Genomic DNA, 24,385 nt, shown 5'->3' with positions numbered 1-24,385 from the left:
GCCTTGGTTCAACCACCAAGGAGCACCCATGTCCAAAATCAACCTGCGCCGCGAGCTGGCGGCAGAAGCCCGCGCCGAGCGCTTCGACATCACCGAGCACGGCATTTTCTTCCCCCGCACCGGTGTCATTGCCTCGGGCGAATACTGGGACCGTATCAATGGCGGCGAGTGGAACGTCACGCCCAATCTGATCCCGCTGGAAGGGCTGGCGCAGTTCCTGAACGTGACGCTGGACCCTGGCACGGCCAAGCCAGCCGGCCACTACCTGGCTATCAGCTCGGGCTCTGCTGCACCGCAAGCGAACTGGACCGCTGCCACCTACGTGGCCGCTGCCAACGAGATTGTCAGCCCGACCGAAGGCCATGCCAGCCCCACGCGCCCGGTGTGGACGCCCACCAAGACCACGACCAACAGCATTGACAACCTGGCAGCCGCGGCCAAGCTGACCATGGTGACGGCGGGCACCCTGAATGTGACCGGCGCTGCAGTGCTGACCAGCAGCCAGCGCGGCGGCGTCACTGGTGCACTGATGTCGGCCTCGCTGTTCCCCGTGCCTCGCACCTTCCAAAACGGTGATGTGTGGGATCTGGGCTATCGCCTGTCGCTCACGGCAGCTACCGCCTAAGCGATGCACCAGCCACGCCCATACGGCCTGTTCGGGGCCGAGCCGGAAGGGGAAGATGCTGCCGCCGTTGATGCGTTGATGCGCCGGCTTGGCAACATCAAGACCCTCTCTGGCGTTGACAGCTTGAAGATGACCCGCGCCTTGCCTGGCGGGGGCATTGCCACGGCCATCAGCATGGGCGGTATCCTGAAAGTGATTGTGCAGGCACCCGGCGAGCCGCCACGGCTTGAGCTGGGCGATGGCTTGGCCAAGGCCACTATCCCCATGTTCTTCTCGGGCGTTATCACCAAGGCCCGCGTGCGCGAAGGTGAAGCGGTGGAAATGGATGTGACCTTGCAAACCCGCAAGCGCCTGGCCGGCTACAAGGACCAACTGGGGCCCGAGCGCTTGCGCCTGCAGCGCTTTGTGATTGAGTACGGACAGCGCTTTAAAGAGTTTGAGCCCAAGACGCCGACGATCTACAAGCACACGCAGTACATGCAGCTGCGCCCAAGCTGGTATTCCGGCGCGATGGCCGAAGTGGTGCAGATTGCAGGTGGTTACGGACGGCAGGATTTTGACCAGTTGCCCCAGACGCCCTTGGAGACTGCCAAGCTGCAGGTGCCCAAGCGGGTGGAGATTGGTATCGAGCATGAGCTGAGCAATATGCGCCTGCCAGGCTACTCCGGCAAGCCGCCCAAGAACGGCCAGACGCGCTTTGGCTACCGGCACAACGAGTGCCATGGGGTGAGCTTTGACGATGCTGGCAAGCCCTGGCTACTGCAGATCAACAGCCGCGGCGTGTACGCGATGCCTCTGCCCATGGTGCCGGCCAGCACGACAAAGGCCTTTCGTCAGTGGGCGACCGAGGAAGCTAAGGACGACGAGATTGTGTGGATGCTCGATAGGTATGGCGGCATGCCGTCAGGCGAGGGCTTCCCGGAGTCGAGCAATGTTTTTGAGGCATGGCGCCGCGCCGGCGTAATCATCAAGCTGTGCGAGACGGCAGACTTTTACGACCACCTGGCGTATTCCAGCGCCTGCGGCTGGAGCTTCAATGCACGCGGCAGCGAGGCCTACAACACTTGCTACGACTACGACGAAGACGTTGGCCTGGCCTACGGCTTGACCTACAAGATGGCGCTTGCGCTGGGCGCGGCCACGTTCGACGGCAAGCTGCGCAAAGACTGGGTGCGCGAAGATCCGGCCGAGCAGGCGCGTTTGGACGCCTACCTCATGCCGCTTTACCGACGTGCCAGCGTGGACGGCGCCGAGGGCCTGGCCGTCAAGTACAAGCTGCGCCGCATTCCGGCCGCCGAACTGCTGGGGCGCAGCGCAGACAAGATCGACGCCGAGTACACGCACTGGCAGAACCTGGAGATGGAGCCCATTGCGCCGCACCAGGCCAATGTAGTGCGCACCAACAAGGGCTGGCTGATGAACTCGGGCATCAAGTTTGCCGAACCCATGCTGCCCGAGTTGGGGCTGCTGACCGTGCCCGACAAGCCGCTGGAGAACTGGAAAGGCCCGGAGCCCAAGCGCGACACGATCGTGTTTGCGTACCACACCGGCCACGACCTGAAAGTAGTGAAGCACTTTGCCGAACCACGCTCGCACGAGCGGCAGGTCGAAGGCAACTTTGAAGCGGAAATGATCATTGGCGCTTGGGAGCAGACCGAGTACGAGGGCGAGTCGCGCATTACCGGATCGTTCTACACGACCGATATTGACGAGCGCGAGGAAGTTGCGCCGCGTGAAATCAACACCAAGCTGGTGGGCAAGGACAAGGGCTACGGCGAGATTTATTACACCTTCCACGCTCACTTTGCGATGGCCGGCAACATGTATCGGTGGCGCCATTACACGCACGACAGGACCGTCACTACCACCAGCAACCGAGGCAAACGCATGGCAGTGTCCGTGCCCTACATGTGTCGGGACTCTGTGATCTACGGGCGCGAGGAATCTGCCGGGCCGGTGATCGTGGAGACAAGCCGCGGCATGTATTCAATGGCTGACCCGTACTGGTACGACATATGGACATACAGCGCTGGCTCGCACTGGACCGGAGCGCCTACTTACAAGACTAAGGGCTACTGGCCCAAAGACGGCAACCCGGTGTGGTGCGAGCGCGAGCTGATCAACAAAGAGCTGATCGGTGGCTTCTCCGATTCGGGGCCGTGGCTTTCCCCCCTGCAGGACGTGACGCCTATCGTCACTTTCCTGGAGAAAGGCGGCGGCGTTAGCTTGTCTGCCGGCGGCGCGCCGCCGCCATTTGTGCCCAAAAACACCCGAGAGGAAAAGGAATTCAAGACCAAGGCCACGCTGGATTTCAGCGTGTTTGAGCGGCCTGGGCACGTGGCCGACAAGCTGAGCGAGAGCTACTTTCTGCCATCGCCCACGGCCGAGGGCGTGCTGTTCTACGTGGACGCGATCCGCAACGCCGCCGGCGAAACCCTTTACGCCAACCTGGACGAGCCCGGAGCAGAAGGCCGGCGCAAGCACTTTGGCTACTGCAAGCTGGCCGACCACAACAGCGCACACCACTTTATAGGAGTCATCAATGAGTGAATACCGCGATGACATGCAGGACACGGCTGTTGCCAGCGACAGCGTTTTTATTCGTCTGTACACCACCGTGGACGACGGCGCCCGCGCTGGTGACCGGGTGTTTGTTGGCATAGGTTTTGTGGTGGACGACGCCGCCATTGCTGGTGACAAGGTGGTCGACAAGACGCTGGCCACCGTTACGGACCGCGCTGTTGCAGGCGATCAGGTGCTGCAAGCCTTGCACGCGGCCAACCTGGTGACCGAGCAAGCCATTGCCGGCGACCGGGTGCTGGATGTGCTGCGCTCCCTGGTGGAGGATGGCGCCATTGCCAGCGATGCAGTGCTGGACTCTGCGCTGACGCTGATTACCGATACAGCTATGGCCGGCGACGAGGTGATTTCGCAGCGTTCGGTGGTGCAACTGGTGGCCGATAGCGCCAAGGCCAGCGACCAAGCCTTTGTGATTTTCTCCAACGTGGTTGATGACGGCGCAGTGGCGGGGGACATGGTGCTGGGCAGCGCCCGTATTGCCACCTTGGTCCAAGACAGCGCAGTTGCAGGTGATGAAGTGCTGAGCGAAGTGCGCTCGGCCGTGTACCTGGTGGTGGACCGCGCCACGGCTGCTGACGAGGTGATCGACCGTCTGCATGCCGTGCAACTGGTGGTGGATGCTGCCATGGCCTACGACGAGGCAGTCATGCCCGGCCAACTGTTGGGCCAAGTCTGGACAGCCAATGCTGGCAATTGGGCCATGAGCCGCTGGGCACCTTTTGGTGTGACCGGCCTGGCAGTCGTTGACGGGGTGATGTATGCCACCACGCCTGATGGGGTGTATGCCCTCGATGGTGCGGACGAGCAGATGCAGGCCGAGGTGCGCACCGGCTTGATTGACATGACGGGCCAGGCGCTGGGCCTGCCCGTGGAGTCGCATATCGAATACGAGCTGGCCGGCACGGCCTACATGGACGTGACGCAGACCCAGACGGGACAGCGCAAAACCTACCCCTACCCATTGAAGGGCAGGCCGCAAGCGGACGCGCTGACCAACGCGCGGTTTGAGTTTGGCCGTGGCCTGCGGGGACGGCATTTCGCTTACACGCTGCGCCTGATGGGCACCAGCGCCCATATCAACGATTGGACAGTGCTGGCGCCGGCCAGCAAAAGGAGCTTGTAAATGGCAACCGACGCACCCAACGCGATGGCCACCGCTATCGAAGAAGTCAAAGACAAGATGCAGTATTTCAAGGGGCTCGCTGGCGAGCACCTGGCCGCCCTGCACGGGAGCATGGGCCAGATTGCGGATGTGCGCATGGTCGATGTGCCTGCGCCCGAGCTGCTGGAAGTGCCCAAGCTGAACCCGCCCGCTATCCGTGCGGGCACCATGCCAACCTACACGCCAACGGGTTTGGTGATGCCCAACGACCCGGTGTTGACGAGCATCGGCTCGCTGCTGTCGAACCTGGACGTGGGCGACATGGACGCGCTACCCGAGGCGCCGGCGATGCCGGTGCTGACGGTGCCCACTGCGCCCGTGATGGACAACATCCCTGCGCCGCAGCGGCCAGCGATCGACACGAATGTGGACATTCCCACTGCGCCCAATATTGCGCTGCCGGACATGGAAGTGCTGAGCGCCATTACGGTGCCAGATTTCGTTTTCCCGGAGCTGCCGGACTTCGATGGCAACCCGCCTAATGCGGACAGCATCGTGGTACCCAACGTGTTTATCAACTGGCGCGAGCCTGAGTATGAGAGCGAGCTGCTCGATACGCTGGAGGCGCAGATCAAGCACATGATGGCGGGCGGTACCGGCTTGCCTGCGGCAATTGAGGATGCGCTGTTTTCACGCGCCCGCGAGCGTGATAGCGCTGAAACTGCCAGGGCGGTGCAGGAGGCGGTAGATACCTGGGCGGCGCGCGGCTACACCATGCCGCCCGGCATGCTGACCAAGGCGGCCGGCGTGATCCGTGAGCAGGGCCGTTTGAAGGCGGCAGAAACCAACCGCGACATTCTGACCCAAGCAGCCACCTGGCAGATTGAGAACATCCGCTTTGCGGTGCAGCAGGGTATGGCGCTGGAGCAGTTGCTGCAGAACCTGTTTGAGAACACGGCCAAGCGCTTGTTTGAGATGGCGCGGTTTGAGGCTGAATCGCAGATCAACCTGTTCAACGCCCACATCGGCCTGTTCAATGCCAAGAACCAGGCGTTCGCCACGCTGGCGCAAGTTTTCCGCACCAAGCTGGACGCTGCTCTGGCCAAGCTGACAGCTTACAAAACCTACCTGGAGGGCCAAGCCGCCATTGGCCAGCTCAACCAGCAAAAAGTGGAGGTGTTCAAGGCCAAGTTGGCAGGGGTGCAGGCCAGCACCGAGATTTACAACAGCATGATGCGCGGCGCGCAGGTGCAGTCGGACGTGATTAAAAACCAGTTCGATGCCTACCGTGCGGACGTGCAGGCGTTTGCCGAGCAGATCGGGGCGCAGAAGCTGAAATTCGACGCCTACAGCAGCCAGGTCAAAGCCGAGGAAGCCAAGGCCGGCATGCTGGAATCGCAGTCGCGGGCTTACGCCGCCACGGTGGGAGCCATTGCCAGCAAGAGCGAGATTCGCTACAAGGGCGCCCAGGTGAAGATGGAAGCGGCCCGCATCTGGCTGGCCAAGTACCAGGCAGAGTGGGGCGGCTACCGCGACAAGGTGAGCGCTTCGCTGCAGCAGCTGCAGTACGGCACCGAGGTGTTTAAGACGCAGGTAGAAGGCTTCCGCGCCTTGACGACCTTGGGGATTTCAGAAGCCGAGGTGCAGAGCAAGTACGCTGATATGGCCGTGCGCACCAACATCGCCTATTCGGAAATGGCCATGGGCCAATACAACGCGCTGTCGCAGCGTGCGTACCAGCAGGCACAGATCACGCTTGAGGGCTCCAAAGCCATTGGTGCATGGGGCGCACAACTGGCAGCCGGTGCCATGTCGGCAATGCATGTGTCGGCCAGCGTCAGCGGCTCGGGCAGCAACTCCAACAGCTGGAGCGAGAGCAAGTCCACCAGTGACAGCACGAGCAAGAACTACAACTACTGACGCCAAGGCGCCGCGCACCCTGTATGGGGTTTGGCGCTGGCGCCGCACGGTCGAACAATCGGCCACAAACCACATTCGGGGGCTCTATGCGAGGCTTTCAACCAGCGGCCAAGAAGGCGCAAAAATCGGAAAACAGCGGCGAGGCACGCGGCTTCAAAGGCGGCGGCCCCGTGCGCGGGCCAGGCACTGGCACCTCTGACGAGGTGCAGGACGAGGTGCCCAACGGCACGTACATCATGCCTGCCGACAGCACCCAGGCCATGGGCGAGCAGCAGCTGGCAAGCATGGGCAAGGGTGGCGTGCCTGTGAACCTGAGCAATGGCGAGTTCAAGATGCCGCCCGAGCAGGTGCATGCCGTGGGCGTGCAGGTGCTCGACCAGATGAAGAACGCAACCCATACGCCCGTGGCGGCACGTGGTTTTGCGCCAGGCGCTGTGCAGCCGGAAGAGCCGCGCATGTTTTTTGCCAATGGCGGAGTGGTGGACGAGGAAAAAAAGCGAGCCAACAGTTTTGGCGATGCAGCGGCAACCACTGGTGCAATGCAAGCGCCTACGGCTGCCGCACCTGCGCCAGTGCAGCCCGCGAGCGCGGCGCCTTCGCCGAGCAACACATTCCCAGGCAATCGCACGCAGGGCAGTTCAGGTTTCTCTGGTGCGCCCGCGCCGCCCCCCGTGCCAGCACCTGCACCCAGTGTAGAGACACAGATGAACGCCATTGCCGCCAAGGGCGAGCAGAGCTATGGCGGCTACGGCAGCAGCGACCCTGCCAAAGGGCTGGCGCCGCAGGCACCGGCAGAGCTGTCGTATGCAGCCAATACCCAGTCTGTGCGCGACCAGGTGCACGATAGCTGGAACAAGGGCCAGTACGGGCTGGCAGCTGGCCAGGCGGTGGCTGGCGGTGTTGGCACGGTGACCACGCCGCTGATTGACGGTGCCGTCAAAGCCGGCAGCGCCGTTGGTGATGCAGCCTCTGCCGCTTGGGGTGGTATCAAGGGTTTTGGCCGGGGTTTGGTGGGGAGTAGTGCTGCACCCGCACCAGCTGCGCCGGTAGTGGCTGCGGCTCCTGCGGCGGCTGCGCCCGCGCCTGCCGCCGTTACTGCGCCGCCACCGGTTGCGGCAGCCCCTGCACCAGCGCCGAAACCCGTGCCTCCACCAGTGGCGCCGCCTGCGCCCGAGTCCAATCAGGTGCTGCCAGGTGTTTACCGCAACGGCAACAGCTATGGCGATACGGCCGCAGCAGCAGCGGCTGGCGCCCAGCCCCGCGGCTTGCCTTCGGCGCAGAACATGGCTGCTGCCGATGCGCTGGCCCAGCGCTCCGAGCAAGAGTCTGTCGCCCGCATTGCCAGTGGGCAAACCGCACGCGGCTTTGCTGTTGCTCCTGCGCAGCCGCAAGCGGGTTGGTCGGGTGTGATTGGCAGCGACCCGGCTGCTGGCCGCGAGCGCAAGGAAATGATTGACCGGCTGACCACGCCACACAAGGGCTCACCCAATGGCCAGCTGACCCTTGGCCAGTTGAACGCGCTCAACAACCTGTACGACCGGGAGGCACGCACCGCGCAGGCCGAGGCCAATAACGCCACCAGCTTGCAGCAAACCCAGATGCAAGGCGACACCAGCCGCGACGTGACAGGCATGCGCGAAGCCGGTGACATGAGCCGCGCCGCCATGCGCGAGGCTGGGGAAAATGCACGCTGGGGCGCACGCAATGCCATTGACCAAGGGCGGCTGGGTCTGGAGCAGCAGGTGCGGGGCTTTGACATTCGCTCCGCTGAGCGCACGGAAAAGCTGCACCAGAAATACGAAGCCGCCAAGACACCCGAGGAAAAGAGCGCGATCGCCCAGCAGATCCGAGACCTGTCAGGCAAGCAGACGGAATCGCCATGGAAGCTGCAGGTAACGCCCTCCACCAAGAACCTGGATGGCTCAACCAGCGAAGGCAGCATCTACCGCTACAACGGGCAGACGGGGGCGGTGGAGCGGGTGGATGCTGGCGTGTCGCAGCAAAAGCCCCAAGTGCCGATCGAACAGAACCCCGAGGCAATTGCCATTCACAAAAATGCTTCGATGTCGAATGAGCAGAAGAGGGAAGCGCTCCAGCGACTTGGTTATTGACGGCGGCATTCCCCAAGAAATACCCCAATGTCATCACACGGTTTGCCATCGGGCCTTGTCGTGGGAAGTTGCGGATTGGTTGGTGCACGGGGTGTTTGACTGGGGGGCTGAACGCTGGGCGCCTGGAGCTGCGCAGGACCTGGCGCAGTAACAATAAGCGCTAGCACCCCCGCTGCCCACAGGCAGCCAATGACCGCCGCCACTTTCGACAGCACGGCCCATGCAGATGGGCCGCTGTAGCTGGTGGCTGAGCGCCAGGTGCCAACACATGCCGCAATCAAGTAGAGGCAGAACACAACGCCCAACAGGATGGCGGCCGCGCTACCGGGGGTTAGGAGCTTCAACGGCAGAAAAACAAGGACGCTGCCCAGTACCCCGAATCCCCAGTAGGTGGCAGGCAAGCTGAATTGGCCTTGCCATAGCCTTGTGAGTGCATTCATTTTTTTCGATCTCTTGAAATGTCGGCGCGAGCTTTTTCGAGCCAGTCTTCTATCTCGACATTTCCTGTCCCATCGGCAGGGAACATGCGATCAAGGAGCGCGACAAAGCCACTACTTTGTCCGGGATCTTTTGCAGCTGCACCGGCGAAGAAGGCCATTGCCATGAGCTCACGAGTTGATGTGGCAACACCTGGTTTCTCAAGGAAGCTGCTTTCAAGACGAGCAACGATCTCAGCGTTCATGCTGCGGCCTGCCTCTTTCGAAGCTTGCTCGATGGAGTCCTTCAGGTCGACAGGCAGCCTGATCTTCATTTGTGGGTCTTCGCGGCTCATCTCACTATGATAAACCACAGTGGTTCATGTGGGTATTGCAAAAAATGGATCACCGTGGTTTAATTCTTTTCATGAACCACGGTGGTTTATGAAAGGAGTGTGAACCAAATGACTCAATCTAGTGCACAGGTAAAGATTCGCTTGCCTGAGACGCTGAAGGTGTGGCTTAAGCAAGAAGCAAGCAAGAGTCGCCGCTCTCTTAACAGTGAGGTCGTTCTGCGTCTGGAGCAAAGCCGTGCAATTGAGGGTGCGGATCAGCGAAAGGATGCAGCATGAAAGCTCGAACTGAAAAAGGAAACGCCCCGGAAGTTACAGCAACCGAGGCGTCAAGTGTCAAAAACCAAGGAATCAATCAAGGAGTCGACATGTCGGATTCTACCCAAGTCGCGCCATTGCGCGCAATCACTGTCCCATTTCACGGCGCTGACCTGTATGTTGTGGAGCACAACGGTCAGCCGTATACGCCGATGAAGGCCATCGTAGAGGGGATGGGACTGGATTGGCGCTCCCAGGCTGCAAAGTTTCGCGGCAATAAAGAGAGATGGGGGGTGGTGATGATCACCACCCCCACCAGTGGGGATGAACAAGTGTCTACATGCCTCCCGCTCCGTAAGCTACCGGGCTGGTTGATGACGCTGCATCCTTCACGTCTTGCCCCAGGGAATCGCGCCCGAGTCATTCAGTACCAAAACGAGTGCGACGAAGTGCTGTGGCAATACTGGAACGACGGCGTTGCCGTCAACCCGCGCGCCTTGTACTCGGTGAACCCCGGCGACAAGCTCACCAAGGAGGAAGCTGACACGCTGCGGCAACTGGTTGAGAGCACAGCCAAGAAGCTGGCTGGCGACAGCAAGATGCAAGGCAAGTTCATTCTGCAAGCTTGGTCCAAACTTAAGAGCCACTTCAAGGTTGGCTACCGGGAGATTCCGCGCCAAGAGCTGACGGAGGCAATTTCCATTGTTAACCGCCACACGGTGGAATGGGAGGTGGTGGATGACGAGCCGCCCCAGCGCGCATTGCCTCAGTTGCCGCGCTTAGATTTATACATGCAGCCACCGGCTGTTGGCCAATATCAGTTCAATCGATCCAACCCCTATCCCCGCAATGGGCGCACCATTGAGGTTGCCAAAAGCATCGCTGCAGACATTCGCAATTGGAGTGACAACCTGCCTGCGGGTCCGGCTCGCACAGACCTGCATGATGCGGCGCAAATGCTGTATGACTTGCTAGTCAGCGGCTGGACGGATGTGGATGAAGCCCTGGGCCAGTTGCACAGTGCCATGCACTTCCTCAATCGCTGGCAAGGCCGTGGCGGCGGCATTGGCAACGTCGCTTAACTCACTGAAAAGCAGGGGCCGCTTGGCCCCTTTTCTTCCAGCCAGAGGCGAATTTGGAAAAGGGTGCTTGGAGGCAAAAATGCAAAAAATTTAGTAACATCAAAGCCGTAGCTGTGCTACGCTCCAGTTCACTGCCGTATAGGCAGCTCAGAAAGACCGGTTCCTCACGCGCAGATTATTTCCCCTAGTTCACTGCCGTATAGGCAGCTCAGAAATTGTCGCTCCCGTCGTGATAGTCAGCGGCGAAGTTCACTGCCGTATAGGCAGCTCAGAAATTGTCGCTCCCGTCGTGATAGTCAGCGGCGAAGTTCACTGCCGTATAGGCAGCTCAGAAATTGTCGCTCCCGTCGTGATAGTCAGCGGCGAAGTTCACTGCCGTATAGGCAGCTCAGAAATTGTCGCTCCCGTCGTGATAGTCAGCGGCGAAGTTCACTGCCGTATAGGCAGCTCAGAAATTGGCGTTTTCTACTACGAAAGTTTCGTAGTGCGTTCACTGCCGCCCAGGCAGCAAGAAAAGCAATAAAAAACCCGCCGAGGCGGGTTTTGGGGTTTTCTACAGAGGCTTTACGCAGCCTTTTTGGCATTCATTTCATCGATGCGTTGGGCCGATGCGGTTGCTCTTTCGCTTTCAGCGGCGACGACTTCTTTTAAACCCTCAGGCAGAAAGCGCTGAAGGATATCTCTCATCAATGGTTGGTATCCAACACCGTGATGGGCGGCGATGTATTTGTATGCCTGGATCATCTCTACAGGCATCCGAATCGAGACCGCCTTCATGCCTGCTGCTTCATGCAGAAGGGACACGCTCTCGTCCGACGCTTTCATTGCGTTTTTATCCGAAGCGCCAAACTCCTTTGCGTCCCACTTTTCGCTTTCTTTTACGAAAGCGTCAACGTCGAAACCAAATTCATTGTTTGACATATTACACACTCCAATTTAATTAATTTGAGGCTTTTATTTGGCCTCTAGTGCATCGTTATAGATGCGCATTTCGTCCTGGTTTGGGACGTAGCAAGTTCTGAGAAAAATCTTTCCGTCTCTCAGAATGAACACAACCTTGAGTAACCTGCCTTGATTGGTACATGCCAAGAACCAGTGCGTGGGTGGGTTGGTGCGATGATCTTCGCGGTCATCAATCAACAACGGCCCTTCAAAGTTGGCAAAGCATTGCTCCACCTCGCGGCGTGTAACTTGGTGTTTCTTCTCCAACTTTTCCTCAATTGCAGGAAAGATCAGCAGGTTCTTCATGTGACAGGGTAGAGTGGCATTGACATCATTGTATATACGTCATGTTTCGCATAGCAACCATCTTGGTGCAATAGCGCTCTACTTCAAGGGTTTTCGCCCGGTGTGGATGAAAAAACAGGTGTATATACACAACACATTTCATGGCAGCAGGCGTGGAGTCTTGCGCTCCGTCAATCGAGAGCTCTTTCCATCAGCAACTGTGTTCTGCAGACGCCATTGTCAACACCCAGCATAGGGCAAGGCCATTCCTCCTGCTAGCGGCAGAGTGGGGGGATGAGCCAAATTGACGACTTCCTCAAGAACCCCCTTCCATCCGACGGCAAGTCTGGTCCTGATGGCGGTAAACCTGTCAGTGATGAGATCAATGCATTCCTGAGAAAGCGCACCACCGGCGAAGCCTTCAAAGACGTTGGAATAGGTCTCGTCCAAGGCGCCGCTGGGCTAGTGAAGTCCGCTGGTGATGCTTATGGCCTTGCCACTGGCGACATGAACAACGCAGTGTCCAAGACAGCGGACGGCTGGCAAGAGGATCTTGAAAAGCAAAAATCGGCGGGCTTCCAGGCGCGAGCGCAACAGCGCAAGGCCAATATCGACGCCCAAGATTCGACGCTGGGCAAGGCCTGGAGTGCAGTCAAGGACACGGTAACTGACCCCGCGCTGGCGCTGGACACGGTGGCCACTAACATCTCGACATTGATTCCTGGTGCAGCTGCTGGCCGAGCTGTGGCTGCGGCGCGAATGGCGCAAGCAGCTCGAGCAGGGTTGACCGGAGAATCTGCCGCTTTAGCTGCCAAGCAGGCCGGCACATATGGCACCCGAGCAATGGTCGGCACAGGCGCAGCTCAACAAGCAACAGACGTATCCGCCCAAGCTTACGAAGACAACATCAAGAAGGATGATGCAGCCTGGGATGCCAATCCGGCCTTTCAGGCGGCGCTGGCGGCGAATGGCGGAGATCGCGCGGCAGCCAAGCATGCGCTGTCGCTTGATGCGGCACGTGCTGCATTTTTGCCTGCTGCAGGTATTTCTGTAGGTGCAAACGCGATCCCCGGCGGGGCAATGCTGGAAAAGGCGCTGGTGGGCGGCGCGGCGCGTGAGGCGGCCAAAGAAGGTGCGAAGTTTGCAATCCCTAAGGCAATCGCCAAGGGTGCGCTGGGCGAAGCGGCAGGGGAGGCCATTGAAGAAGGCGGCGGCCAATACGCGGCAAACGTTGCCGCGCAGCACTACATCGACCCCAATCAGGATTTGATGAACGGCGTGGGAGAAAACGCGGGCTTGGGTGCGGCCGGCGGGCTGTTGCTGGGTGGCGCTGGCGGCGCTTTCCACGGGCACCGCCCGGCTGCAGCCAAGCCCGGCCAGCCGGACGCCGACCCCGCAGCGCCACCTGCCGCCGACCCGCAGCAGCCCGGTGGCAGTCCTCTGCTGCTGGGCAACCAGCCGCCTGAACAAATGGTGTCGTTCCCTGACGGCACGGTGGGCCGCACCGGTGAGGTGGAGAGCTACCTGGCCAATCTGCCCGAGGACCAGCGGGCCGAAGCGCGTGCCCGCCTGATGGGGCAGAGCATTACCGAGGTGAATGCGCCGCGCAAGCCTTCGGAGGAAATGGGCTTGCGCTCGGGCCCCGACGCTGGCGCGCTGGAGAGCATTGCCGCGATGGCGGTGGACAACGGCGCGCATGGCCAGATGCAGCAGGCAGCCGCCCAGGCCCAGGCCCAAGAGCAGGCGGCCGAAGCCGGGACCGAGGCCACGCCCAAGGCCCAACCCGCAGCCGAGGCCCCAAGCGAGCAGCCGCGGGCGCAAGAGCAGCACGCAGTAGATCCGGACACCGGCGAGATTGCGGGCATGCCTACCGTGTCCGATTGGTCAGACGGCCAGCTCTCGGACGCCTACCGCACAGCCCAAGAGCCCGAGGTGCGCCGCCAACTGGCCGCCGAGCTGGTGCGCCGCCGCGCCAACCGGGAGGAAGAAGCCTTGCAGGCCGAGCTGCGCGACGAACAGGCCAGCGCCGCCATGCAGCACGTGCCTGACAGCGCGTTTGCCGGTGTGCGCGAGGACGCGGGCGAGGTGCCCAAGAACATCGAGGTGCAAGGCGGCAGCCATGCAGCCGCAGAGGCCGCCAGCGAGGCGCTTGCGCCTGGCTCCAAGGCCCAGGGCGTGAACGTGGCAACGCTGATGCAGCTCAACCGCAAGCAACTGCCCGACATGAGCGAGGGCGAGCTGCAGCAGCTCGCCAGCATGTTGCCGGCCGAGCACAAGCGCCAAGCAAAGATTCAAGCAGAACTGCTGGCACGCGGCCAGCAAGCACAACCCGCTATCAATCAAGGAGCAACCACGGATGGCACGCAAACCGATCAAGCCGAGCAAGGCAGCGCGCAACCAGCGCAAGCAGGACGAGCGCAAGCTGCACAAGCAGTTCAGCCAGTTGCAGCGCGAGCTGACGCAGGGGCAGATGCGAACCCAGCAAGCGCTGGCGCAAGCGCGGCAAGCCTTGGAGCAGGCCAAGCAGATGGGGCAGTACAGCCAGCTGCTGGTGGCCGGCGCAATGTCGGCGATCAATCTGCCAAAGGGCTAATTGATGGCGCCGCCGCGACTCAAGACAATGGCCGTCAAGCAAACACGACGTCTGCGCCGCAAGCTGCAGCGCCGGCCGATGAGCGCCAAGCCCGAGCACAGCGCATTGCTGACGCTGGCGCACAGTGGACCCGCATGCCTGCCGCAGAGCGATCCGCGCTGGTCGGGCGCCTGGAGGGGGTAAAGCCCGTCCTGGCCAAGAACTTGCCCCGCGCTCAGTGGGAAAGCCTGAATGGCGATATTCAGGGAAAACTGGCAGACGCATTGGAGCCTGAGACTCGGGTTGCCGGCCCGGTTGGTGTTGAAGGTAGCAAAGGGAGTGACGGCACGCGGGCTGCAACCCAGCCAGAGGCTCTGGCGGGACAAAAGAACCAGGTGCGATACCGTGACCCGGAAACAGGCATGGCATGGACAGGGCGTGGCAAGCCCCCTGCGTGGATTGAGGGTAAGGATTACTCCAAATTCGAGGCTTCCAGTGCAACTGATGCCGATGCACCTGCCGTATTGCCTGATGAAGGCAGCACTGACAAGCCGCCTCCCAAATCGGTGCCGCAGCGCATGAGGGAGGCCAAGGCGGCCAAGGCTGCCGCTGCATCAGCGCCTGCCACCAAGGGAATGACGCAAGTACAGCAAGGCGTTTGGGAAAACCGAAACCGCCAAAAGCAGGAGGCGTGGGAGAAGGTCAAGCGCCTGCGCGAAGGTGTCAAAAACGGCACCGCGAATAGGTTACAGCTCTTGCAGGCCGAGTCTGCGCACCGGCAGTTGGTGCGTGATGTAGAGGCGTTGCAGCCTGCACAGGCCGAAGTGTTGCCTACCAAGGATAGCTCGCCCAGGAAGGCGCGATTCTCTCAGGGTCTGGTGTCACCGCCCACGGCCGGCCCGAAGCCAGGCGCGCAGCGCATTCAGCGGCTTGTAGACCAGGTTCAGCAGCTTTCGAAAAGCGAGCTTCCCATCGCTGTCGTTGGTAGCCCAAGCGATGTGCCGGGGATCGAAGCTCCCATCGGCACGAACCCAAGCGGGGCCCTTGCGGACGGGCGCATCTATCTGTTCGCCGACAACATCCGGTCTATCGGCGAGGCTTACGTCACGTTGTTCCATGAGGTGTTTCACCTTGGGTTGCAGAAAGTGATTCCTGCTGAGGATTATGCGGCCTTGCTCAAGGACTTTGCACGCAACCCGCTGGTGCAGAAGTTTATGCGCCAGTGGAAAGACTCGGCTGAGGGGCGTCAGCGTGCGGCGCAGATGCCTTCAGCCGCCTATGAGGCGCTGGCGGCAGAAGAAGCATTGGCCATGGTGAGCGAGGAACTGGCGGCCGATGAAGGCATGGGCAGCCGTGCGCCAGGCCTGGTCAAGCGCATGCTGTCTTGGTTTGCCAATGTTGCCGATCGCCTTGGGCTGCCTGGATCTTTTGGAGACTGGGTGCGCGGGCTCTCTCGCACACAGGCAGAGCAGTTTGTGAGCGACATGACCCGTGCCGTGCTGGGGGGCGAGCTCAACCTGGCGCGGACACGGGCCAAGTATGGAACCCAAATTGAGGCGCTGAGCCAACAGAACCGGATGCGACAGGGCGAATTGGCAACTGTTGCTGACGAGGCTGATTCTGGGGACAACGCGGCCAATTTCGAAGGCACCGCCAAGCCGCGCCGCCCGGCCAGCGCGCAAGACAAGGCGGTGATGGAGGCAATTGCCAGCGGCAAGAGTGCCCGTGACGTGCTGCGCTTGGTGGCCGGCCAGTCGAAAGATCCGTTCCTGCGCAATGTGGCACGGATGCTGCTCAAGAGCGGCATCACGCCGAACATCGAGTTCGGCCATATTGGCAAGACCAAAGACGGCAAGCCGATCCACGGCCAGTACCGCGGGAAAACCGACACGATTGCGATGGCAGGCAGTGCCGAATACGCAGCCGAGCGCATTTTTATGCACGAGGCCATGCACGCGGCCACGATGCGAGCGCTGTCCAAGCCAGGCTTGGCCCGGCAGCAACTGCTCAAACTGCTGGAGCATGTGCGCAAGCAGCCTAGCCTGGCTGGGTTCTACGGCATTACTGACAGGCCTGGGCAGGTGGACGAGTTTGTGGCCGAAGTGTTTACCAACCCAGCTTTCCAAGTTGCGCTGCGCAATATCAGCGCACCAGCCAACGGCGGAACGATCAAGACGGCATGGGATGGCTTTGTCCGCATTTTGCGCTCGATTCTTGGCCTGCCCAACGATGCCAACAATGCACTGTCGCAGGCGCTGGACCTGGGCGTGGCTGCGCTGCGCCAGGATATGTTGCTGCGTAAGCAGGGCACCGAATCAAAGGGCCGTGCCAACATGGTGACCGGGCGCGCCATAGCGCCGGTAGAGCTGACGTTGAAGGGCTGGAGTGGCACCGCCTCCGAGTTGAGCGCTCTAGCGCGGGAGGTATACAGCCAGGAGTTGCAAGGGACCACTGAGCGTAACGACAGCATGGGCGTGGAAATTGCCTTCACTTCCGAGGGGAAGGGTGAAGCGTTTGGCGCACGCGGAAAGCTGCGCCACCCCGAGCGGGCGGAGTTGGTCAGAGTATTGCGTGAGCTGGTGCGAGACGCCGTCAAGGTGGCAGAGGCTGCGCCAGGCAAGGGGCGTGAAGTGGATTCCCTTGCGTTTCACACGCTGGTAGCGCCTTTGGCAATCAATGGGCAAATGCATGCGGTGCGGTTGACGGTGCGCGAGGCTCGTCATACACCCAAGGGGGCAGCTGCGCACAAGTTCTATGACGTTGCGCAGGTGAAGATAGAGCGAAGCCCCGATGCCGATGGAGTCGCTTCCAGCATTTCTGCTGGGCCGGTGCATCCGGGTACTGTCGGGACTTCGGCAGTCAGTGTATCTGATCTCGCCCAGGCGCTCAAGATAGACGGCTACGAGGCTGGGGGCGACGATGGCGCGGATGTTGCCAACTTTGGCGCCGACGACTTCACCCAGTTCAAGAATAGCGCCATCGACCAGCTCAATGCAGCCTTCAAGCACGAAGGCAAGGTGTCCGTCTGGGACAAGACGGTGGGCACCATGCGCAACCTGGCCGAGCGCGCAAAGGCTTTCAAGCCTGTGTACGAGACGGCGCAGCGCACCATTGACGATGTTTCGATGCTGGCCAACGATGCGGCCGATATGGCGCCGAGCTTGCTGCCGCGGGTGGAGAGCCTGGCCGACCTCAAGAAAAAACCGGTTTCGGCCGAGGACAACAAGGCCGTGGCCAAGCCCTTGTTTGAGGGTACGCTGATGTGGGCGCGCGATGTCGACGGCACTGCAGTGCTGTCCGATGACCTGATTGCGAAGTATGCCGGCCTGACGCCAGACCAGAAGGCAGAGCTGCTGGTGCGCGCGGGCAAGCTGGACGAGAAGATGCTGCGCGCCTGGCGCGGCATGCCGGCCGCCCAGTTTGCAGCGGCAATCAATAGCCGCTTCCAGAATCAGCTGCTCAAGTCCGGTGTGGTGTGGAGCGATGACGAGCTCAAGACCAAGTTCAAGGCCACGCCCGAGCAGATTCGCCTGTACCACGAGGCGCGCAGCGCAATTGACCGCTCCATCGACATGACGGCCCGCGCCGACATGCTGCGCCTGCTGGGCGAGGACTATGCACCGATGCGTGATGCGGTGCTGGACCAGCCAGATATGGAAAGCGCCGCCAAGCTGCTGACCGACATGCTGGAGCAAGAGGCCAAGGATGTGCCGGACAAGGCTGAGCGCATTGGAGAGCTGGTGCAGCAGTTGGACAAGCGCCTGGCCACGGCCGCCGATTTGCAGGCACGCGGTTACGCGCCACTGTCGCGCTTTGGCCGCTACACGGTGGATGTGGTCGACAAGAGCGGGGAGCGCCTGTATTTCGGCATGTACGAGAGCCAGCGCGAATCGAATCTGGCCAAGCTGAAACTGGCGCAGGGCTTTCCTGGCGCCAAGATCACCCAAGGCACCATGAGCGCCGAGGCGTACAAGCTGTTTGCCGGCATGACGCCAGAGACGGCTGAGCAGTTTGGCGCCATGCTGGGCTTGAACAAAGACGGCGACACCGCCCAGGACCAGGCGTATCAGGAGTACCTGAAACTGGCGCAGAACAACCACAGCGCCTTGAAGCGCATGATTCATCGCAAGGGCATCGCAGGCTACAGCGAGGATGTGGGCCGGGTGATTGCCAACTTTGTCTATTCCAACGCACGTGCCGGCTCGATGGGGCTGAATGCTGGTCAGCTGGAGAAGGCTATCGAGGCCATCCCCAAGGAGCAGGGCGAGTTGCGCGACGTGGCGGTGAAGCTGCGCGATTACATCCGCGACCCTCAGGAGGAAGGCCAAGCCATCCGCGGCATGTTGTTTGCCCAGTACCTGGGTGGCTCGGTGGCTTCGGCGCTGGTCAACATGACGCAGCCGTTCCAGATCACCATGCCATGGCTGTCGCAATACGGCGGCATGGCCAAGGCAGGCAAGCAGATGGCCAGGGCCTTGAAGGACATGGGCACCAAGGGTTTCCAGTACGAGGCGGACCTGGCCAAGGCCTTGAAGGCGGCAGAAGATGACGGGACGGTGTCGCCGCAAGAGGTGCACCAGCTGATGGCGCAAGCCCGTGGCGCTGGCGCGCTGCGCAGTGGCGATGGCACCAAGGCTGGTAATGCGCGGGCAGCAGCTGCGAACACCTGGGAGCGAACCAAGGTGGCTTGGGGCCAACCGTTCGCACTGGCCGAGCAGTTCAACCGCCGCACGACTTTCATTGCTGCATACCGGATTGCCAAAGACCAAGGCATGGCCGACCCGGCAGAGTTTGCCCGCAAGGCGGTGCTGGAGACCCAGTTTGTCTACAGCAAGGCCAACAAGCCGCGCTGGGCGCGCGGCGCGGTGGGCGGCACGCTGTTCTGCGTGGATGACACCACCGAGGCGTTGACGCAGCGCGGATGGATCGGCCCGGATGACCTGAAGCCGGGGGACATGCTGGCGTCGTTTGACATGAAGACGGAGCGCCTAATCTGGGCACCGATGCAATCGGTGCATGTATTCGACCACGATGGCGAAATGGTGCATGCGCGGTCCAAGACGCTTGACATGCTCATGACGCCTGACCATCGTGTGGTCCACTACAAGAGCAAGCGAACCAAGGGGGCAAAACGTGGAACCACCCATTGGGAGTTGGGCGTGGCCGAAGCGCAAGACATCCCTGTGTCCCATCGAGTGCAGATCCCCACCGCTGCCCCGTTCGACCATGCGCCTGTTGGCGAGCAACTTGCCGACGCAATGGTCCGGGTGATTGGCTGGGTTGTGACTGAAGGCTGGTTCCAGAAAAAAAATCGTGGGCGCGAGGCATGGGGCGGCGCGCTGAAGATCTATCAGAACGAAGGGCGCACCGCAGATCTCATTCGCGCCGACCTCCGGGATGCAGGCTTGGAATTCACTGAAACAAGCTGGGACTATGAGGGCGGTAATGCGCGTCACATTCGTTTCAACGTCAAGAAATCCAGTTGCACCGAACTGCGCTCATTGCTGCCTGGCAAGCAACTCACTCCGGCACTGCTTATGCGAATGACCACAAGACAAATCGAGCAGTTGGTGGATCGCATGATTGAAGGCGACGGGTCGGAGGCGCCCACGGGCAATCGTTGCTTTATCCAGAATCCCGGGCAGACACTGGAAACTTTTCAGATGGCTCTGACCATTCTTGGAAAAAGCTTCCGCGTCGTAAAACATGGACCGGCCTGCAGAAACGTCCTGATTCGCGAACCTGCTATCACAGCTAATGGGCGATATTCGGTGAAGACCTCGGAGCGTGTTCACTACAAGGGCCGCGTCTGGTGTCCGATCGTCCCAGGCACGAGCACTTGGGTGGCGCGTCGCAATGGCATGCCGTTCATAACCCACAACACCTTCAAGACTTACTCGGTCAGCTACCTGGAGCTGATGCACCGAATGTGGACGCAGGGCGGCCCAGAGGGCAAGCGCGCCGTAGGCTGGGCTATTGCCATGCTGATGCTCATGAGCGGAGCTGGCGGCCTGCCGTTCCTGGAAGACGCCGAGGATCTGATTGACGGTGCCGGCCAAATGATGGGCTACAACATCAGCACCAAACAATGGCGCAAGGAGTTGCTGGCCGGCGTGGTGGGCAAGGAGCTGGGCGAGTTCATGGAGCAGGGCATCTCAGGCCTGCCTGGCGCGCCGGTCGATGTGTCCGGCCGCCTGGGCATGGGCAACCTGATTCCAGGCACCGGCCTGTTCTTGAACAAGCCCAACCGCGAGCGGGATCTGCTGGAGGTGGCGGGCCCGGCGGGTGACCTGGTCAAGCGCGGCTTTACCGGCGCCCGCAAGGCGCTGAGCGGTGATGTGGCTGGCGCGGCCATGGAGGTTTCGCCCACGGCCGTGCGCAACGTGGCCAAGGGAGCCGATATGGCACGCACGGGCATGTACCGCGACACTAAGGGCTACAAGGTGATTGACAGCACCCTGGATGAAGCGCTGTTCAAGGCGATCGGCTTTCAGCCCAAGCCTGTGTCGGAGGTGCAGGAGTCCAACAGCTACATGCTGCGCGCCAAAAGCTTCTACCAGCAAACCAGCGCCGACATCAAAGCGCAGTGGGCGCAGGCGTTGTTTGAGAAAGATGACGCTGCCCTGGAGCGCGTGCGCGAGCGCCTGGCCACTTGGAACAAGCAGAACCCGGAGCAGCCTATCGTGGTGAAGATTCCCGATGTCATGAAGCGCGTGCGCGAAATGAATAAGGACCGCACCGCGCGTATTGCTGACACGGCGCCCAAGGCGCTGCGAGAGCGTCTGCGCGAGGTGGCGCGGGAGGCAAATGCACGGTAGCCCAGCATAGGGCTATGGGGTAGATGGCCATGGGCGCGAACATGCGCGCCATGGACGAACGCAGCAATATCAGCATTCCAGTCGCCAAACTCATCAGCGTTTGGGTGGCTTTCGGAATCACTTCTTGGGAAAAGGCAGCAGCCGCTGCGGCCTTTTTGTACTCAGCTTTGCTGATCTGTGAGTGGTTTTGGAAGAAGGTTTGGCGGCCAATCCTGGAGCGCGCAGGCTGGATCAAGCCCAAGCCACCACGGCGCGGCCGCAGCGGAGAAACCGATTGGAGCCAGCCATGAGCAAGGTTCCTAAGCTCCTGACAGATAGCCTGATTGCGCTGATGCTGCTGGTCGGCGTTGGCGGCAGCACTTACTTGGCCAATGAGGCGGCAGTGCAGCAGGCCAAACACAACCAATACGCCCACGCAGTGGCTTCGGACCCGAGCACCAGCATGGCGGTGAAGGTTGCCATGGTGATGGGCCACTACTACGAATCGAGCAATCGCCATATTGGCGTGCCCTATATCGACAAGAACGGGCGCGGCCAGCCCCTGACGGTATGCAACGGCGTCACCGGCAAAGGCGTGGTGGCCGGCAAGACCTACAGCCCCCAGGATTGCTACAACCTGGAGCGCGACAGGTATGTGGAAACGGAGCAGTCCATAGCGCCGTTGTTGCGCTACTGGGGCAGCTACGACCCGTTCACCCAAGCCACCTTTATCGACTTCGGCTGGAACAAGCCGATTGCATCGTTCAAGACCAGCACCATGCGAGCGCTCGCAAACAACGGCGATCTTGCTGGCGCGTGCGCGCAAAACCCGAGGTGGAACAAAGGCACCGTGAACGGTGTGCAGGTGGTACTCCCTGGACTGCAGATCCGGGGTGACTCCAATGCCGAGATTTGTGCGCACTGGAGGATTCCATCGTGATCTACACCCACGTCGCTGCCGGAATCGTGGCCGCCGCCCTGGCCGCCTGGGGCACATGGCAGGTGCAGGACTGGCGCCTGTCTGGCCAAGTTGAGCAGGCCCAGGAGCAAAAAGCACAGGCCGAGCGCGCTTTGGTGCTGGAGCAGCAGGACCGCAAAGACCAGCTGCTGCGCGCCCGAGCTTCGGCGCTTGAAACCTACACCCGCATGGAGGCACAGAAAAATGCCGCAATCGACAAGCAAACCCAGCGCGCAGAAGCGAATCGGCTTGCTGCTCAGCAGCTTCGCACTGATGTTGACGGGCTGCACGGCCAGCTTGCCACAGTGCCAGCCCGTATCGCAGCCGCTACCAGTGCGGCCGTCGCTGACTACGCCGCTACCGCAACAAAGCTATTTGGCCAATGCACGCGCGAATACGCAGCAATGGCAGAGCGAGCTGATGGCCACGCCAATGATGTCCAAGCCTTGATAGAGGCTTGGCCGGAGAACCCGAGCCAGCCGGCTGCTGGCAACACCACAAAGGACCACCATGGACGACAGCCAAATTGAAGAAGCTATTCAGGCCGCAGGCAAGACTGCCCCTCGCGTGACCCCCGCAGACATTGAAGCCGAGATCAACAGCGAGACCTACTTCACTGCACAGCACGGCGTCGAAGGTGCAATGTCCGCATTGGAACTACACAGCCGTCATCCTGGTGGCACTCCGGTCAACCTCTGCCACATCACGTTCTGCGTACTGACGCTGAAAAACGGCACCAAGCTCGTTGGCGTGAATGAGGGTCCGGTGTCGCCGGAAAACTTCGACCCCGAAATAGGCCGCAAGCTGGCCCGCCAGAAAGCCATCGACCAGGTATGGCCTATGCTGGGCTTCCGCTTGCGCGACGAGTTGGCCCGCCCGGTGCTGACCGAGGCTGATTCTCTGGCCGATCTGAACGGTACGCCGCGCCCGTCTGCCGGCGTCACGCAATAGGCATTGTCCTGCTTGCCCTGGCCAAGGCCTCCTGTACTGTGCGTGCAGGAGGCTTTTCTGTATGTGCAACCGCTACCAAGCACCCGGCGAGCCAGAAATCAACATGTATTGGCGCCCGAACCAACACCGGATACTTGGCTACGCCGGCGGCGACGTGTTCCCGCGCTCGCCAGGGCCATTCATTCGCTGGCCCCGGTCGAAATCTTTGCTGCTGGGCCGGCTTAGGCTTCCAGATCCTCGGTCACCCAAGTCTTGACTGTGGCGTAGGCCGGGCCAGGCATATCCAGCAGAGCGGGGCGGCTGGATTGCAGGTACTCGTAGAACAAGTGGATCTGTTTGCCGGTGTCGTAGTACGGGAACCAGCCATCGCTCAGATCGCGCATGTTTTGTCGCCACTGCCGCCACAGCGAGATGATGGTTTTCTGGCGCTCAGAAAGGGACATCTTTAGCAAACGAGGTCATGAACTCGTCGGGAATCTTGCGCTCAAGCAGCGTGCCAGGCAGCCGGATAGCCTCGGGGTGCTCGGCCTTGATTTCTTCCTCGGTGCAGTGGGGCGTTGTCGTCCACTAGTTGGCGCGCTGGATGCGCCACTTGTAAAGGTATTCGATGTGCATGTGAAGCTTCAAAGATACTGTTTATAAATACAGTATAGATGAATGCGGGCGCGATGGCTAAAACCGGCCAAATACGGCCACTTTAGCGGTTCATTTTTTGGCCTACGCTATGGCCTACAGATGGCATGCTATGAGAATAATCAATTGATTTGTATGGTGTTATGGCAGACTCCGTTTCCGCCAAGAACCAAGCCCCTGAGTGTTTTGCATTCAGGGGCTTTTTGTTTCTACCATCCTATCTACCAAAAAAATTTGGATTGAAACACTCTGAATCGGACGCTGCTGGAGTTCGCGTCGCAGATAAGGCCAGAGCCACCAAGGGTGGGCTCGCTTGTGATGCAAGTGGCGAACAAGAGGCTGCGAGATTGCCGCCAACCGGACCGCGCTGCTACTGGTGTATCAGGTTCGCGTTCAGTCCAAACGCACGCGCCACCCTTGCCACCGAGGCCTCTGGCTGGCTACAGGCCGTCATAACCCCCTGTGGTTGAGCTGCGCGCTGTGCCGACGCCGACTCTTGCTACGTGTTGCTTGCATTTGATGTCCATCTAACTTTGATGGACGCCTATCTTGCTCTGTTTGCTACCGCAATCAAGGCGGGATGCGCAGTTGCCTACACACAATCGACCCAGATCGGGCATTCACATCATCGGTTCAATTCCTGGTTTTCGTAGTCAAGACGATGTCTCATGACGCGCGCTGTAACACCAGGATTCTGCAGTTCGATAGCGGAAAGAGCGTGAGGGTAATCCCCCCACAAACCACCGCTCTGAGAAGTAGAGCTATGCGGCCATGGCCAGCCGCTGTTTGGGGGTGATGCC

At 60.7% G+C, this 24,385-nt stretch carries 15 protein-coding genes; 11 read left to right on the top strand and 4 right to left on the bottom strand.

Annotated elements, in window-relative coordinates:
- Window positions 1–28 precede the first annotated feature (28 nt).
- The 5 genes from ACFIQF_RS22540 to ACFIQF_RS22520 all read left to right on the top strand — a co-directional run bounded on the left by ACFIQF_RS22540 (window position 29) and on the right by ACFIQF_RS22520 (window position 8,338).
- A complete protein-coding gene (locus ACFIQF_RS22540) occupies window positions 29–625 on the top strand; it encodes a hypothetical protein (RefSeq protein WP_393945905.1) in 597 nt (198 codons plus the stop codon).
- A gap of 3 nt (window positions 626–628) precedes the next feature.
- The gene (locus tag ACFIQF_RS22535) at window positions 629–3,175 is read left to right on the top strand and encodes a hypothetical protein (RefSeq protein WP_393945904.1); all 2,547 of its coding nucleotides are present in this window, start codon (window positions 629–631) and stop codon (window positions 3,173–3,175) included.
- Window positions 3,168–4,328: a hypothetical protein gene (locus ACFIQF_RS22530; RefSeq protein WP_393945903.1), complete on the top strand. Its 1,161-nt coding sequence runs from the start codon at window positions 3,168–3,170 to the stop codon at window positions 4,326–4,328. The genes ACFIQF_RS22535 and ACFIQF_RS22530 overlap by 8 nt, the downstream gene beginning before the upstream one ends.
- Window positions 4,329–6,227, top strand: a complete 1,899-nt coding sequence (locus tag ACFIQF_RS22525; RefSeq protein WP_393945902.1) for a hypothetical protein — start codon at window positions 4,329–4,331, stop codon at window positions 6,225–6,227.
- Between the two features lie 86 nt (window positions 6,228–6,313).
- Window positions 6,314–8,338 (top strand): hypothetical protein, encoded by a 2,025-nt coding sequence (locus ACFIQF_RS22520; RefSeq protein WP_393945901.1) that lies wholly within the window; start codon window positions 6,314–6,316, stop codon window positions 8,336–8,338.
- Window positions 8,339–8,774: 436 nt separating this feature from the next.
- Here the strand turns inward: ACFIQF_RS22520 and ACFIQF_RS22515 are convergent, their stop codons facing one another.
- Window positions 8,775–9,110 (bottom strand): Arc family DNA-binding protein, encoded by a 336-nt coding sequence (locus ACFIQF_RS22515; RefSeq protein WP_393945900.1) that lies wholly within the window; start codon window positions 9,108–9,110, stop codon window positions 8,775–8,777.
- A 108-nt stretch (window positions 9,111–9,218) separates the two neighbouring features.
- On the opposite strand from ACFIQF_RS22515, the gene ACFIQF_RS22510 reads away from it, so the two are divergent.
- Window positions 9,219–9,386, top strand: coding sequence for an Arc family DNA-binding protein (locus tag ACFIQF_RS22510; protein WP_393945899.1), 168 nt, complete (start codon window positions 9,219–9,221; stop codon window positions 9,384–9,386).
- Entirely contained in the window at window positions 9,383–10,447 is a 1,065-nt protein-coding gene (locus tag ACFIQF_RS22505; RefSeq protein ID WP_393945898.1) for a phage antirepressor N-terminal domain-containing protein, read from the top strand. The genes ACFIQF_RS22510 and ACFIQF_RS22505 overlap by 4 nt, the downstream gene beginning before the upstream one ends.
- A 564-nt stretch (window positions 10,448–11,011) precedes the next feature.
- Here ACFIQF_RS22505 and ACFIQF_RS22500 read toward each other — a convergent pair.
- On the bottom strand, window positions 11,012–11,368 hold the full coding sequence (locus tag ACFIQF_RS22500; protein WP_393945897.1) for a hypothetical protein: 357 nt from the start codon (window positions 11,366–11,368) through the stop codon (window positions 11,012–11,014).
- 33 nt (window positions 11,369–11,401) lie between these two features.
- A complete protein-coding gene (locus tag ACFIQF_RS22495) occupies window positions 11,402–11,695 on the bottom strand; it encodes a BrnT family toxin (protein WP_393945896.1) in 294 nt (97 codons plus the stop codon).
- A gap of 273 nt (window positions 11,696–11,968) precedes the next feature.
- Between ACFIQF_RS22495 and ACFIQF_RS22490 the strand changes: the two genes are divergently transcribed.
- The 4 genes from ACFIQF_RS22490 to ACFIQF_RS22475 all read left to right on the top strand — a co-directional run bounded on the left by ACFIQF_RS22490 (window position 11,969) and on the right by ACFIQF_RS22475 (window position 22,952).
- Window positions 11,969–21,064 (top strand): PLxRFG domain-containing protein, encoded by a 9,096-nt coding sequence (locus ACFIQF_RS22490; protein ID WP_393945895.1) that lies wholly within the window; start codon window positions 11,969–11,971, stop codon window positions 21,062–21,064.
- A gap of 286 nt (window positions 21,065–21,350) precedes the next feature.
- Window positions 21,351–21,983: a lysozyme gene (locus ACFIQF_RS22485; RefSeq protein WP_393945894.1), complete on the top strand. Its 633-nt coding sequence runs from the start codon at window positions 21,351–21,353 to the stop codon at window positions 21,981–21,983.
- On the top strand, window positions 21,980–22,531 hold the full coding sequence (locus tag ACFIQF_RS22480; RefSeq protein ID WP_393945893.1) for an SPFH domain-containing protein: 552 nt from the start codon (window positions 21,980–21,982) through the stop codon (window positions 22,529–22,531). Before ACFIQF_RS22485 ends, ACFIQF_RS22480 begins: the two co-directional genes overlap by 4 nt.
- Window positions 22,512–22,952: a Gp49 family protein gene (locus ACFIQF_RS22475; protein WP_393945892.1), complete on the top strand. Its 441-nt coding sequence runs from the start codon at window positions 22,512–22,514 to the stop codon at window positions 22,950–22,952. Before ACFIQF_RS22480 ends, ACFIQF_RS22475 begins: the two co-directional genes overlap by 20 nt.
- A 221-nt stretch (window positions 22,953–23,173) precedes the next feature.
- On the opposite strand, the gene ACFIQF_RS22470 is transcribed toward ACFIQF_RS22475, so the two are convergent.
- The gene (locus ACFIQF_RS22470; protein WP_393945891.1) at window positions 23,174–23,395 is read right to left on the bottom strand and encodes a hypothetical protein; all 222 of its coding nucleotides are present in this window, start codon (window positions 23,393–23,395) and stop codon (window positions 23,174–23,176) included.
- Between the last annotated feature and the right edge of the window lie 990 nt (window positions 23,396–24,385).

Source organism: Comamonas trifloxystrobinivorans (assembly GCF_043359985.1).
Lineage (GTDB): Bacteria > Pseudomonadota > Gammaproteobacteria > Burkholderiales > Burkholderiaceae_C > Comamonas > Comamonas trifloxystrobinivorans.
This window is presented reverse-complemented; position numbering and strand designations above follow the sequence as displayed.

What these genes read in the sequence shown, in the direction of transcription:
- ACFIQF_RS22540 (WP_393945905.1), top strand. Translation starts at nt 29, where the DNA reads ATGTCCAAAATCAACCTGCGCCGCGAGCTGGCGGCAGAAGCCCGCGCC.
- ACFIQF_RS22535 (WP_393945904.1), top strand. Translation starts at nt 629, where the DNA reads ATGCACCAGCCACGCCCATACGGCCTGTTCGGGGCCGAGCCGGAAGGG.
- ACFIQF_RS22530 (WP_393945903.1), top strand. Translation starts at nt 3,168, where the DNA reads ATGAGTGAATACCGCGATGACATGCAGGACACGGCTGTTGCCAGCGAC.
- ACFIQF_RS22525 (WP_393945902.1), top strand. Translation starts at nt 4,329, where the DNA reads ATGGCAACCGACGCACCCAACGCGATGGCCACCGCTATCGAAGAAGTC.
- ACFIQF_RS22520 (WP_393945901.1), top strand. Translation starts at nt 6,314, where the DNA reads ATGCGAGGCTTTCAACCAGCGGCCAAGAAGGCGCAAAAATCGGAAAAC.
- ACFIQF_RS22515 (WP_393945900.1), bottom strand. Translation starts at nt 9,110, where the DNA reads ATGAGCCGCGAAGACCCACAAATGAAGATCAGGCTGCCTGTCGACCTG.
- ACFIQF_RS22510 (WP_393945899.1), top strand. Translation starts at nt 9,219, where the DNA reads ATGACTCAATCTAGTGCACAGGTAAAGATTCGCTTGCCTGAGACGCTG.
- ACFIQF_RS22505 (WP_393945898.1), top strand. Translation starts at nt 9,383, where the DNA reads ATGAAAGCTCGAACTGAAAAAGGAAACGCCCCGGAAGTTACAGCAACC.
- ACFIQF_RS22500 (WP_393945897.1), bottom strand. Translation starts at nt 11,368, where the DNA reads ATGTCAAACAATGAATTTGGTTTCGACGTTGACGCTTTCGTAAAAGAA.
- ACFIQF_RS22495 (WP_393945896.1), bottom strand. Translation starts at nt 11,695, where the DNA reads ATGAAGAACCTGCTGATCTTTCCTGCAATTGAGGAAAAGTTGGAGAAG.
- ACFIQF_RS22490 (WP_393945895.1), top strand. Translation starts at nt 11,969, where the DNA reads ATGAGCCAAATTGACGACTTCCTCAAGAACCCCCTTCCATCCGACGGC.
- ACFIQF_RS22485 (WP_393945894.1), top strand. Translation starts at nt 21,351, where the DNA reads ATGAGCAAGGTTCCTAAGCTCCTGACAGATAGCCTGATTGCGCTGATG.
- ACFIQF_RS22475 (WP_393945892.1), top strand. Translation starts at nt 22,512, where the DNA reads ATGGACGACAGCCAAATTGAAGAAGCTATTCAGGCCGCAGGCAAGACT.
- ACFIQF_RS22470 (WP_393945891.1), bottom strand. Translation starts at nt 23,395, where the DNA reads ATGTCCCTTTCTGAGCGCCAGAAAACCATCATCTCGCTGTGGCGGCAG.